Below are 13243 nucleotides of genomic sequence, written 5' to 3'. Positions count from 1 at the left end.
CTCCTTTTTCACCCGCGAGACTTTACCATGCACGACGGCTAATGACAGGCCGGGCTTGCCACTTATCTTGCCAGCAGGGGTCAGGCTGGCGCAACCTGTGCCGCTAACGGCGGTTCACCAGGCTTCAGCGCCGCGCTGATGTCCACTTTTTCATCGCCGACAAAATTGGCCAGTTCGTTGACCCGGTCAGGCGGGATCGGTTTACCCAGCAGATAGCCCTGCAGGGTGTTACAACCGAGGCTGGTCAGAAAAGCCTGCTGCTCAGGCGTTTCCACCCCTTCGGCCACCACTTTGAGCTGCAGCGACTGCGCCAGCGCCACTATCGCCGAGACGATGGTGGCATCTTCGCTGTGATGCTGCAGTTCATTGACGAATGCCCGATCGATCTTCAGCTCGCTGGCCGGTAAACGTTTCAGATAAAGCAGGCTGGAATAGCCGGTGCCAAAATCATCAATCGAGGCTTTCACGCCAAGCTTAGTCAGCTCGGTCAGGATACGAACGCTCTCATCTGGATCGCGCATCGCGGTGGTTTCGGTCACCTCCAGCGTCAGCAGCTCGGGTGGGATCTCATGCTGCGCCAGCGCCCGGGTGACGGTCTCTACCAGGTTATTTTGTTCAAACTGCAGCGCCGAGAGATTCACCGCCACCGACCAGTGCGGATGGCCCTGCAGGTGCCACTGTCGCAGCTGGCGGCAGGCTTCGTTGATCACCCAGTTGCCGATGCCGACGATCATCCCGGTTTTCTCCGCCATCGGTAAAAACTGGTCCGGCGTCAGCAGACCGCGCTGCGGATGCTGCCAGCGCAGCAGTGCCTCAAAACCGAGGATCGGCCCGCGTGGCGCACAATATTTAGGTTGATAGAACAGGCGCAGCTCGTTGTTATCCAGCGCCTGCCAGAGATCGTTATTGAGCTGTAGCTGGCTCTGCGCCAGCAGGTTCATCGACGGCTGGAAAAAGGTGTAGCCGTTACGTCCGTTGTTTTTGGTGTGGTACATCGCTGCATCGGCGTTGAACATCAGTTCACGCTCATCCTCGCCATCGCCCGGATAGACCGCAATCCCGATACTGAGCGACACCACCAGTTCATAACGCGAAATATCAAACGGACGATCGACCGCTTTCACCAGCTTATCGGCGACCGCAGCCGCATCATTAGGATCGTCAATCTCAATCAGCAGCACAAACTCATCGCCGCCCAGCCGCGCCAGCGTGTAGTAGCCGGTCATTTGCTGGCTCATCCGCTCGGTGACGCCAATCAGCAGATTGTCGCCAATATGGTGACCAAAGGCGTCGTTAACCGCCTTAAAGCCATCCAGATCCATGAACATCAGCGCAAACTGGGTCTGCTCCCGGTTCGCCTTGTTGATCGCCTGCTCCAGCCGGTCCTCCAGCAGAATGCGGTTCGGCAGGCGCGTCAGGTTATCGTGCAGCGCCAGTTGGGCCAGTTCACGGTTCGCCTCGGCCAGCGAACTGGCCAGAATCGAGGTGCGCGCCTGCATGCGGGCATCCAGCATGGACACCAGCAGCGTGATGCCGAGGATTGAGATGGTAACCACCGTGACCAGAATCGCCAGCCAGTTGCTGTTGACGCCGTGGGTGGTCGGGTGGCTGTGCAGCGGAAACTCTGCCGCCATCATGCCGGTGTAGTGCATGCCGGCGATAGCCGCGCCCATCACCACCGAGGCACCGATACGCAACAGCGTCACCCGGCCGGTCTGGCCTTCGCGCAGGTTAAAAGCCAGCCACAGCGCCGCGCCGGAAGCCGCCAGCGCGATGATCACCGACACGGCGATCCAGCGCCAGTTCCAGACGATACCCGGTGAGAACATCAACGCAGCCATGCCGGTATAGTGCATGGCGACCACGCCGCTGCCGAGGATCAGCGCGCCACCCGCCAGCCGCCGTAACGGCAAATCGCCGTTGCACACCAGCCACAGCGCAAAGATGGAGGCGCAGACCGCGATACCGGCTGAAAACGCGGTGAGTCCGGCGTTGTAGCTCATCACCATTTCCATGTTCATCGACAGCATGCCGATGAAATGCATCGCCCAGATGCCGATCCCCATGGCAAAACCGCCGCCGAACAGCCACACCAGCGCCACCTTGCCGGTTGAATGCACCACCCGTCCCGCCATATCTAACGCGGTAAACGAAGCCAGCATCGCAACAAGAATCGAAACGATGACGATAAAAGAGTCGTATGAGGTCACTAACATAGTGCATTCCCGAGAAAAGCCGTGCCAGCAGCTGGGTGGTGTGAGTAAGGATCAGGGATTGTCTTGTTGTACAGGTTATCGGCAATATCTGCGGGATAATTAACCTGTCACGATACATGTTTCCAATGTGTTCAAGCGTTAAAACCTATCGTCAGACGCCGGTCAGCTGGGGCACCGGCGTCGGCAGGCTGAATTCGCCGACCCGATCGGCTGGCGTCGGCCTGCCCAGCAAATATCCCTGCAGCGCGTCAAAACCGAGGCCGGTCAGCAACCGCTGCTGTTCCTCCGTCTCGACCCCTTCTGCCACCATCCGCAGATTCAGGCTCTGAGCCAGCGTCAGCATCGCGGTCACTACCGTGGCATCCTCGCTGTCGGGTCGCAGACAGTTGATAAAGCTGCGGTCAATTTTCAGCTCACTGGCATCCAGATGTTTCAGATGCAGCAGATTAGCGTAGCCGATACCAAAGTTATCGATCGCCACACTGACGCCAGCCTGCTGCAACTCACCAATACGCTGCTGGCTGAAGAGCGGATCGCGCATGGCGATGGCCTCGGTAATTTCCAGCATCAGCGCGCCCGCCGGCAGCTGATGGCGCGCCAGCGTTTGGCTGAGGGTCGTCAGCAGATCGCGCTGATGAAACTGTAAGGCTGACAGATTCACCGAGACGGTCCAGTCGCTGTGTCCCTGATTATGCCAGATCTTCAGCTGGCGACAGGCTTCATTAATCACCCAGTTACCGAGCGCAACAATCTGGCCGGTCTTTTCCGCCCGCGGCAAAAACAGGTCCGGCATCAGCAAGCCGCGCACCGGATGCTGCCAGCGCAGCAGCGCTTCAAAGCCCATCAGCAGGCGGCCGCTGGAGCGAAATTTAGGCTGATAGAACAGCCGCATCTCCTGGCGTTCGATCGCTTTCCACAGATCGTTCGCCAGCTCAAGCTGATGCTGGGTTGCGGCACTCATCGCCGGTTCAAACAGGCACCAGCCGTTGCGCCCGTTATGTTTGGTGTGGTACATCGCCGAGTCGGCATTCAACAGCAGCTCCTGCCTGTTTCGGCCATGCAGCGGGAAGATAGCAATGCCGGCGCTGAGCGACACGTGCAGCGAGTAGCGATCAAGTTCAAAGGCGACATCAATCACCCGCACCAGCTGTTGCGCCAGCTGGCTGGCGGCGCTGATATCGTAACCCTCGGCCATCAGCACAAACTCGTCGCCGCCGAGGCGTACCAGCAGTATCGCCTCGCTGAGCTGATTGCGCAGCCGTTCCGCCACGGCAATCAGCAACCGATCGCCGACGTGATGTCCCCAGGTATCGTTGACCGCCTTGAAGCCGTCGAGATCCATGTACATCACCGCAAAGCGGCTGTCAGTCAGCGTGGCCTGCTTGATCGCCAGATCCAGCTGCTGCTCCAGCATCACCCGGTTGGGCAGCGCCGTCAGGTTGTCATGCATCGCCAGCTGGCGCAGCTCCTGATTGGCCCGGTTGAGCCTGGCGGTCAGCCGCGCGGCGCGCAGTTGTGCATCCAGCATGGAACTCAGCAGGGTGACGCCAAGAATGATGAGCGTAATAATGGTGACCCACACCGCCAGCCCCTGAGTGCTGACTCCGTTATGCTGCATTGCGCTGACGTGGCTGAACTCCGCCGCGGCCATGCCGACATAGTGCATCCCGGCGATGGCAATCCCCATCACCAGCGACGCCAGCCCGCGCATAATCAGCAGGTTGTATTCTCCCTGGCGCAGATGAAACGCCAGCCACAGCGCGACGCCTGACGCGACAAAGGCAATCAGCATCGACAGCGCCACCAGCGGCCGGTTCCACTCAGGCTGCGGCGAGATCAGCAACGCATACATGCCCAGGTAGTGCATCACCACCACGCCCGCGCCGAGGATCAGGCTGCCGCGCAGCAGACGACGCCGGGTCAGGTCGGCGCCACCGACCGTCTGACCAAACGCCAGCATCGACGCCAGAATCGCCACCAGCAGCGAGACAATAGTCAGCCGGACGTCGTAACGCAGGGTCATCGGCATCATCATCGCCAGCATGCCAATGAAGTGCATCGCCCAGACGCCAATGCCCATCGCGGTACCGCTCACCAGCAGCCAGAGCCGGGCGATCCAGCCACGGGAAACCGCCACCCGCCCCGCCGTGTCCAGCGCAGTGAAAGAGGCAATAAACGCGACGATCAGCGAAACGCAGACCAGAACGCTATCCCACGAGACCAGTAGCATGTGTAACTCCTCACCACCCGCCGGTGAACGGGCGCTGTGTAAAGCCTGAAAAAACACTCTGAAAACACCCGCGGGTGAAAGTTATTTAGCGCCAGGGTTGATGTTGTCCTGCCGTCCTGGCAACCCGCTATCTGTGCAGGGTGACTTTTATCGCTGGCCGCTGCTGAGCAGTAAAACGTTATTTTGTCTGATTGGTGCAAGAACATATCACCGAAGCAGAAAGGACGATAGAGGGGAAGAAAATTATGATTTTCGCTTTCCTGTCTCCCTGTAATGCCTTGCCGTTACTGGGTTATCGGCGCTTCAGGCAATTTGATTAATGAAAAATAGCCGGGCGTAATTAGCGTGACGCTTTAACTGTTCTATAGTAAATAAAACTGATATAAATCATTTAGCTTAAGTCCAGGATATTTCTCAGGACTCCGGCATTACTTACATCGTTGTGATTATTTTCTCTATTTTTGGGTTGAACCGTTAAATTAACACCGGGTGAAAAAGCACTGACTCTGGATAATCGGTAAGGAATGATTATGAAATTCAAGCTTTTTCTTTTGGCCGCTGCGGGCATCTCCACAGCACTTCCGTCATTAACGCTGGCGGCGACCACCTCGGGAACCATCAACGCGACGCTGACGCTGACCACCGGTTGTCTGGTCAACGGTCAGTCAGCCACCGCCGGGGTTAATTTCGGTACCTTAAACTTCGGTAGCAGTGCGGCAACCTTCGATACCCTGAACGCCACGCTGGTCGGCGCGGCGGGTAACGGTATTTTTGTCCGTTGTACCACCGGTCAGGACTATAACGTGGTGGTCACCAGCAGTAATACTGCGCCCGCCACCGTCTATGGTACGGCCTCCACTTCACCGCGCTATCTGGTTCTGGGCTCAGATAACGCTCAGGGAATCGCCTATACGCTGTATAGCGATGCCTCATTTACCACGGCGATTGCCAATAACACGCCGATTGCGGCCAGCGGCACTACCGATCCGACCTTAGGCACTAACTATGCCATTTACGGTCGGGTCATCGGCGGCGGTTTCAATCCGCTGATCCCGGCTGGCACCTACACCGATACCATCAACGTCGCCGTGAACTATTAACTGCATTCACGGGTGAATGTGGGTGGCTGTCACGCGGTCCTGCCTGACAATTGCACGCGGTCTGTCCCTGCTGATATGGAGTGTTAGCGCCTGGAGTCTGCCGACCAGCACTTTCCAGGTAACCGCTTCGATTGTGGCAGGCTGCGTGATATCCGGTACCAATACCGGCGTTTTTGGCACGCTCAATTTTGGCTCCCAGTCGGGAGTGTCAACCAGCGTTGTCAGCGCCAGCTATGTGCAAAGCACTACCCTCAACCTCGCCTGCACGCCGGGCACCACGCTGAGCATGAGCATTAACCAGGGCAACAATTACACCACGACGCGCAACCTGAAACTGCCGAACTTCAGCAATACCGTTCCCTATACGCTCTACAGCAACGCCAGTCGCACCACGGTCATTCCGGTGAATCAGGCGGTGCCGCTGAGCTACAGCAATGCCAATAACATTACGCTGCCGATTTATGGCCAGCTAAAACTGCCGGGTACCGCGCGCGCCGGCGTCTATACCGACACCCTGACCGTCACCCTGAGCTGGTGAGGCGAGATTAACAACAAGGAAACGACGATGAAGTCACTGCGCGCCCTGCTATTACTGATCGGCACCACATTGCTGCCGCCGGCCTTTGCCGCCAACTCGGTGATGATCTGGCCGATCGATCCGGCCATCAACCCGACGGAGAAGGCTAGCGAGCTGTGGCTGGAGAATCGCGGCAACACCACCACCATGATGCAGGTTCGGGTCTTCAGCTGGCAGCAGGTCAATGGCCAGGAGCAGTACCAGACGCAGCAGCAGGTGGTTGCCAGTCCACCGATGGTACGGATGGAGCCCGGCCAGAAGCAGTTAGTCCGGCTGATCAAGCAGACCCCACCGGCTGCCGGTCATGAACTGGCCTATCGGGTGGTGCTGGATGAGATCCCGACGCCACGCCAGCCGGGTGAAAACCAGGCCGGCCTGACCTTCCAGATGCGCTATTCGGTGCCGCTGTTTGTCTATGGCGACGGCCTGAACACCGACAGCGCCCGCCCCGATCTCAGCTGGCAGACGCTCAGCGATGGCGGCAAACGCTGGTTACAGCTAACCAACCGCGGCAACGGGCATGCCCGCCTCAGTAACGTCACCGTCGGTGGCCGCAAGCTGGGCGAAGGCTTATACGGTTACGTGCTGGCTAACAGCACCTATCGCTGGCCGCTGAACGCGGCGGTAAGCGGTGAACTGGTGGCAGAGGTGAATAAGAATTCGTGGCGCAGCGCTGCCCTAAAGTAAGCGCCAGATGAAACCTTTTCCCCTCCATCGCTGTACGCTGGCGGTTGCCAGCGTCTTCTGCTGTCTGACGCCGGGCACCACGCTGGCGGAGACCTACTCATCCCTGCCGCCGCCGCCCAGTCTGCAAAACCAGGGAAACGGTCAGCAATATATGCTGGAGCTGGTGGTTAACCAGCAGGCGCGCGGTGACATCGTGACGGTCGAGCAGCGTGACGGCCACTTCTGGCTGCGCAGTGGCGACCTGCAGCGCGCCGGTCTGCCGTTGGATAAGCTGGGCCAGCAGCCACAAATCGACGTCAGCGCGCTGCCGCAGGTCAAAGTAGAGTATGACGATGCGCGGCAGCGCCTGCTGCTCACCGTACCGCCGGGCTGGCTGCCGGGTCAGGTGATTGGCGAGGCGCAAAACGGACCGCGCTACCCCGGACGCACCAGCAATGGAGCGCTGATCAATTACGACCTCTATGCCAGCCGGACCGATAACAGCGGCACCCGCCTTTCCGCCTGGAACGAGCTGCGGCTGTTTGGTGCGGCCGGACAGTTCTCCAGCAACGGCGTCTGGCAGCAGCAGCTGGAGGGCAGCAACAGCTATCAGGATGACGGCTATATCCGCTACGACAGTTGGTGGAGCAATGAAAACGAAAATGCGGCGATCAGCTGGCAGGTCGGCGACCTGGTGACCGACTCACTGGCCTGGAGTAACAGCGTGCGGCTGGGCGGCGTCCGGATTGGCCGTGACTTTGGTGTCCGTCCCGATCTGGTGACCTATCCGCTGCCCGCCTTTTCCGGCCAGGCCGCTGTGCCCTCGACCGTCGATCTGTTTATTAACGGCTATCGCTCCAGCCAGGCGAATGTGCAGCCGGGGCCGTGGTCACTGACCAACGTACCGTTTGTGAATGGCGCAGGTGATGCGGTGATCACCACCACCGATGCGGTTGGCCGGCGCATCACCACCACCCTGCCATTCTACGTTTCCAGCAGCCTGCTGAAGTCGGGATTGTCCGACTACGCGTTTTCAGCCGGGGCGATCCGCCAGAACTACGGGATAAAGAATTTTGATTATGGCGCGGCGGCGGCCAGCGGGTCTTATCGTTACGGTATGACCGACTGGCTGACGCTGGAGAGCCACGCTGAAGGAAGCGACAGTCTGGCAATGGGCGGCGTCGGCGGCCTGCTGCGCGTCGGCAGCTGGGGCGTGGTGAATGGCGCGGTGGCGCAAAGCCAGCTCGACGGCCAGACCGGCACGCAGTACAGCTGGGGTTATCAGTACAACAACCGCTGGTTTAACCTCGGTACCCAGCAAACACAGCGCAGCCGCGACTTTGGCAATCTGGCGCTGGTCGGCAGCCGCGCCGGCACTGACGCCGGCAGCAGCTATGCGCTGTCGCGCCGCAGCGCCCAGTACAGCGCCAGCGTGTCGCTCAACCGCTTCGGCAGCGTCGGCGCGGCCTATATCGACATCACCGGTGGCCGCGGCGATCGAACCCGGTTATGGAACCTCTCGTGGAGTAAAAATCTGTGGGGTAACAGCAGCCTCTATGTTTCAGCCAGCCGCGATCAGCAGGAAAAAAGCTGGACCGGTGCTATTTCGCTGGTGATCCCATTCGGCGAACAGGGCAGTGCCGCCATCAGCACCGAACGCGACCAGCTGGGGCGCGATAATCAGCGGCTCTATGTCTCGCGCGCTATGCCCAGCGACGGCGGCATCGCCTGGGACGCCTCGTGGGCCAATCAGAGCGGCGACAGCGGGGATTATCGTCAGGGCAGTCTGCGCTATCGCAACAACCAGATCGATACCTCGGCGGGCTTTTATGGCGATGATGACAATACCACCCAGTGGGCTGACCTCTCCGGCGCGCTGGTGTTGATGGACAACAGTCTGTTTATCGCCAATGAGATTAACGACGCCTTTGTGCTGGTCAAAACCAACTATCCCGACGTCACGGTCCGTTACGAGAACCAGTCGATGGGCCGCACCAATCAGCAGGGCTATCTGCTGGTGCCGTCGATCAGCAGCTACTATCCGGCCAAATATGATATCGATACCCTCGACCTGCCCGCGGATATGACCACACCGCGGGTAGAGCAGCGTTTTGCCGTGAAACGTCAGAGCGGTTATCTGCTCAACTTCCCGGTGGAAAAACTGCGCTCCGCCAGCGTGATCCTGCACGATGCGCAGGGCCAGCCGTTGCCGGTGTCGAGCCTGGTGCAGCGCCCCAATCACGCCACCGAATATGTCGGCTGGGATGGCATTGTCTGGATGGAAGATCTGACCGCCAGCAATCCGATACAGGTCGTGACGCCGGATGGCCGCCACTGTGATACCGAACTGCAAATTGCCGGCGGTCAGCCGCAGGCGCTGAGAACCTATGGGCCATTGACCTGCGCGCTGCCGGCAGCGGCGGCTGGCAGCGCCGCCCATCCTGCTGATGCTTTTACTACCGGAAACTCACCATGATAAATCGTCTGCTATTCGCCGGCCTGTTGTTGCTGCTGCCGTCATTCGGCTACGCCGCTTGCGCCCTGCCCGCCTCTACGGCCAGCTTCGGCTCCGTCACCACCTTTGTCGCCAACAGCACCGTCAGCGCTGTCACTACCAACGCCAACGTCAACTGTGGCGCCGGTGCGGCGCTGTCGCTGCTGGGCAATAACCAGATCACCTTTCAGCTGACCGGTGCCACCAACAGTAACGGCACCCGCGGCATCCTGAAGCGCAGCGGCGATACCGGCAGCGACAATGTACCGGTCCGGCTCTGTACCGACAGCGCCTGCGCTACTGAACTGACGGTCGGTGGCACCCCGTTTGTCTATGGTTCGCAAACCCTGATCAACCTGGCTGGCCTGCTCGGCAGCCTGAACTTCACGATTCCGATCTATCTGCGCACCGTGCCCGGTCAGGTGGTCGCGGCGGGCACATATCAGGTGACGCTGAATATGGCGGTCACTTACCGCATCTGTACCAGTATCGCGATCGGTAATCTCTGTTTAAGCGAACAGACCGGCAGCGGGGTGATTCCGATTACCGTCACGGCGATCCTGACTAATGACTGCACCACCATTACCGCGCCGAATATCAGCTTTGGCAGTGCGCCGCTGGTCGGCAGCTTCTCCAGCGTGTCACAGACCATCAACGTACTGTGCAGCAAAGGCAGCACCTATACCGTCGGCCTGAGCAACGGCAGCTATCCGGTCGGCAGCGTCAGGAACATGGCGAGTGGCGCAAATCGACTGAGCTATGAGATCTACAAAAGCACTACCAGCAACCGCTGGGGGCCGGGCGGGACTGAGCGCTGGAGCAGCACCACCTCGTCGGCGGTTTCGGCAGATGGACTGACGCGCGGCTTTAACTACACCGCGCGGGTCCTGACCAGCCAGAACACGCCGCCAGCCGGAAACTACAGCGACAGCGTGGTGGTGGATTTGTCATTTTAGAGCGAGGCGCTGACCGGTGCACCGCTGTGGCGCGCCTGATACTGCTTCACCATCCGGCCAATCAGCAGCGTGCCGATTAAGCCACAGACGGCGGCGAAGGTCAGCCAGACACCCGGCATCGCTTTGTCGCCGGTGGCGTGGATCAGGTAGCTGGAAATCGCCGGGGTAAAGCCGCCAAACAGCGCAGTCGCCAGGCTGTAAGCCATAGAGAAACCGGCAGCGCGCACCTCGGCGGGCATGATTTCCGCCAGATACACCACCATCGCCCCGTTATAGCTGGCATAGAGAAACGACAGCCACAGTTCCGCTTCCAGCAGGTGAGCGAAGCTGGCCGATCCCACCAGCCAGTGCAGCACCGGCCAGGTGGTGGCAATCATCAGCAGGGTAAAGACGATCAGCAGCGGGCGACGGCCGATGCGGTCTGACAGCGATCCCATCAGCGGCAGCCAGATCAGGTTAGAGATGCCGACGCACAGCGTCACCAGGAACGCCTGCTTATCGCTCATCATCAGCACCGTTTTGCCGAAGGTCGGCGTAAACGCGGTGATCATGTAGAACATCACGGTGGTGGTGACTACCATCAGCATCCCCGCCAGCACCAGCGCCCAGTTACTGGCCACCGAACGCATAATCTCGGTCATCCGCGGATGGTGTTTACGCTTGCTGAACGCTTCGGTCTCTTCCAGCATCCGGCGGATATAGAACAGGAACGGCACGATCAGGCAGCCGACCACAAACGGAATGCGCCAGCCCCACTCGGTGACCGCCTCTTTCGCCAGCAGATGATTCAGCGCCAGGCCGAGCAACGCGGCAAAAATGACCGCAATCTGCTGACTGCCGGATTGCCAGCTGACAAAGAACCCTTTGCGTCCTTCTGGCGCCACTTCCGCCAGATAGACCGAGACGCCGCCCAGCTCAACGCCTGCCGAGAAGCCCTGCAGTAAGCGGCCGAGCAGGATCAGTATCGGTGCCGCCGCGCCCAGCGTGGCGTAGCCAGGCACCAGCGCAATCGTCAGCGTACCGATCGCCATCAGACCCAGCGTCAGCAGCAGACCTTTGCGGCGGCCATGATGGTCAATGTACGCCCCCAGAATGATCGCCCCGAGCGGACGCATCAGGAAGCCGGCACCAAAGGTCATTAGCGTTAACATCAGTGAGGCGAACGGGTCGTCGCCCGGGAAAAAGGTTTTGGCAATGGCGGTGGCGTAATAGCCAAACACCATAAAGTCGTACATTTCGAGAAAGTTACCGCTGGTAACGTTGAAGATGGTTCTGGCCGCGCTTTTGGGCGACTTTTGTAAAGACGGGGTGTGACTCATAACGGCTTCCTGAAGGTTTTTAGCCGTTTTAGCCTGCCTGATGCGGCAATAATGTGAGCTGGCTCACCATTGCACTTGACAAAACTGTGTTGAGTGGTAACAAATAATTAACATGACTGTTTCACCAGCATAACCGATCGGTGTAACAGCCGGTTCGCCTGATTTCGTCTGGTCTGGCTGAGGCAATAAAAAAGGCGGCTGAATCAGCCGCCTTCTCTTTGTGCCGGTTAACCCGCTATTTCTTCACGGTTTCCATGCCCATCAGACCAATTTTCAGATAGCCTGCGGTACGCAGTTGATCCATCACGCTCATCAGCGTTTCGTAATCCACCGACTTGTCCGCCTGGAAGAAAATGGTGGTCTCTTTGTTGCCGCCGGTCTGACCGGTCAGCACGCTGACCAGCGATTCCGGCGTCACCTGATCGTTACCGACATAAAGCTGTTTATCGGCCTTGATCGACAGGTAAACCGGTTTTTCCGGACGCGGCTGCGGGGCGCTGGTGGAAGCAGGCAGATTAACGCGCACGTCGACAGTTGCCAGCGGCGCCGCCACCATGAAGATGATCAGCAGAACCAACATCACGTCGATAAACGGCGTCACGTTGATCTCATGCATTTCGCCATCTGTTTCCAGGTCGTCGTTTAATCGCATGGCCATAACAGCTTACCCTAAGCGCAGTTTCTGGGTCGCCGCAGGACGCGGAACGTCAGTGGCGACGTTTCCCAGGTCAATATCACGGCTCTGTAACAGCAGCACCTGCGCCGCCACATCACCGAGCGAGGCTTTGTAGTTAGCGATCATGCGGGCAAAGACGTTATAGATCACCACCGCCGGAATCGCTGCCACCAGACCAATTGCCGTTGCCAGCAGCGCTTCCGCGATACCCGGTGCAACGACAGCGAGATTGGTAGTCTGGGTTTTGGCGATGCCGATGAAGCTGTTCATGATGCCCCACACGGTGCCGAACAGACCGATAAACGGCGCGACCGATCCGATGGTCGCCAGGAAGCCGTTGCCCCGGCCGGCATGGCGGCTAAAGGCGGCAACGCGGCGCTCAAGGCGGAAGCTGGTACGATCTTTAATGCCGTTGGTGTCTTCAACGCCAGCGGAGAGTTCAAGTTCGTTCTGCGCGTCATTCAGCAGCACGCTGCTGTGACTGTGTGCGGTGAACTCCCGGGCAATGCGGGCGGCGTCATTCAGATTGCGGGCTTCACCCAGCGCCAGTTGCTCACGCTTCAGGCGACGTTTAGCGGCGCTCAGTTCGGCATATTTGCCAAAGAAGATCGCCCAGGTCACGACTGAGGCCAATAACAGGCCAATCATGACCACCTTTACCACGATATCGGCATGTTGATACATGCCCCAAACGGAGAGGTCCGTTTGCATCAAATCACTGGCTACCACGCTGCTTCTCCAACTTCATCTACAGGGATGCGAGACAAGCGCGAATAATAGCAAAATAACGGCGAATTGATAGTCGTTCTCATTAGTATTTACAAACTCTGGCACTCGCTGTGCCCTGCCACGCCGTCAATATCACCAGAGGTTGCAGGTTCGTTTCGAAAATGTGATGTTGCGTGAAAATTTATTAAAACAACGTTTCAAAATGTGATCTCATTCATTCAATCAGCATCGGCGCATTTCTCCGGCGGCAGTTTTCACTATGCTGGCTGCACGCGGCCCC

The 13243-nt window shown here is 58.9% G+C and carries 10 protein-coding genes; 5 read left to right on the top strand and 5 right to left on the bottom strand.

Annotation, left to right across the window (positions count from 1 at the left end):
* Nucleotides 1-80 precede the first annotated feature (80 nt).
* The gene (locus AABB92_RS17125) at nt 81-2216 is read right to left on the bottom strand and encodes a putative bifunctional diguanylate cyclase/phosphodiesterase (RefSeq protein ID WP_046289245.1); all 2136 of its coding nucleotides are present in this window, start codon (nt 2214-2216) and stop codon (nt 81-83) included.
* Nucleotides 2217-2367: 151 nt separating this feature from the next.
* Nucleotides 2368-4446, bottom strand: coding sequence for a putative bifunctional diguanylate cyclase/phosphodiesterase (locus AABB92_RS17120; RefSeq protein WP_046289246.1), 2079 nt, complete (start codon nt 4444-4446; stop codon nt 2368-2370).
* 530 nt (nt 4447-4976) lie between these two features.
* On the opposite strand from AABB92_RS17120, the gene AABB92_RS17115 reads away from it, so the two are divergent.
* From AABB92_RS17115 to AABB92_RS17095, 5 genes are read left to right on the top strand one after another with little or no spacing between them, the layout of a single operon-like run.
* The gene (locus tag AABB92_RS17115; protein ID WP_031377793.1) at nt 4977-5546 is read left to right on the top strand and encodes a spore coat protein U domain-containing protein; all 570 of its coding nucleotides are present in this window, start codon (nt 4977-4979) and stop codon (nt 5544-5546) included.
* Between the two features lie 22 nt (nt 5547-5568).
* Nucleotides 5569-6084, top strand: a complete 516-nt coding sequence (locus AABB92_RS17110) for a Csu type fimbrial protein (RefSeq protein ID WP_046289279.1) — start codon at nt 5569-5571, stop codon at nt 6082-6084.
* A gap of 27 nt (nt 6085-6111) precedes the next feature.
* On the top strand, nt 6112-6810 hold the full coding sequence (locus AABB92_RS17105) for a fimbrial biogenesis chaperone (protein WP_031377791.1): 699 nt from the start codon (nt 6112-6114) through the stop codon (nt 6808-6810).
* Between the two features lie 7 nt (nt 6811-6817).
* On the top strand, nt 6818-9265 hold the full coding sequence (locus AABB92_RS17100; RefSeq protein ID WP_046289247.1) for a fimbria/pilus outer membrane usher protein: 2448 nt from the start codon (nt 6818-6820) through the stop codon (nt 9263-9265).
* Nucleotides 9262-10239, top strand: a complete 978-nt coding sequence (locus tag AABB92_RS17095; RefSeq protein WP_031376527.1) for a Csu type fimbrial protein — start codon at nt 9262-9264, stop codon at nt 10237-10239. The genes AABB92_RS17100 and AABB92_RS17095 overlap by 4 nt, the downstream gene beginning before the upstream one ends.
* Here AABB92_RS17095 and tcuC read toward each other — a convergent pair.
* From tcuC to exbB, 3 genes are all read right to left on the bottom strand, one after another.
* A complete protein-coding gene (tcuC, locus tag AABB92_RS17090; RefSeq protein ID WP_031376526.1) occupies nt 10236-11558 on the bottom strand; it encodes an MFS transporter in 1323 nt (440 codons plus the stop codon). The genes AABB92_RS17095 and tcuC overlap by 4 nt on opposite strands.
* Before the next feature lie 235 nt (nt 11559-11793).
* Nucleotides 11794-12216: a TonB system transport protein ExbD gene (gene exbD / locus AABB92_RS17085; protein WP_031376525.1), complete on the bottom strand. Its 423-nt coding sequence runs from the start codon at nt 12214-12216 to the stop codon at nt 11794-11796.
* Between the two features lie 6 nt (nt 12217-12222).
* A complete protein-coding gene (exbB, locus tag AABB92_RS17080; RefSeq protein WP_031376524.1) occupies nt 12223-12945 on the bottom strand; it encodes a tol-pal system-associated acyl-CoA thioesterase in 723 nt (240 codons plus the stop codon).
* Nucleotides 12946-13243 lie beyond the last annotated feature (298 nt).

Origin of the sequence: Pantoea brenneri, assembly GCF_038594305.1 — a bacterium.
Lineage (GTDB): Bacteria > Pseudomonadota > Gammaproteobacteria > Enterobacterales > Enterobacteriaceae > Pantoea > Pantoea brenneri.
The sequence above is the reverse complement of the archived record's forward strand: the minus strand, read 5'-3'. Positions and strand labels throughout refer to the sequence as shown.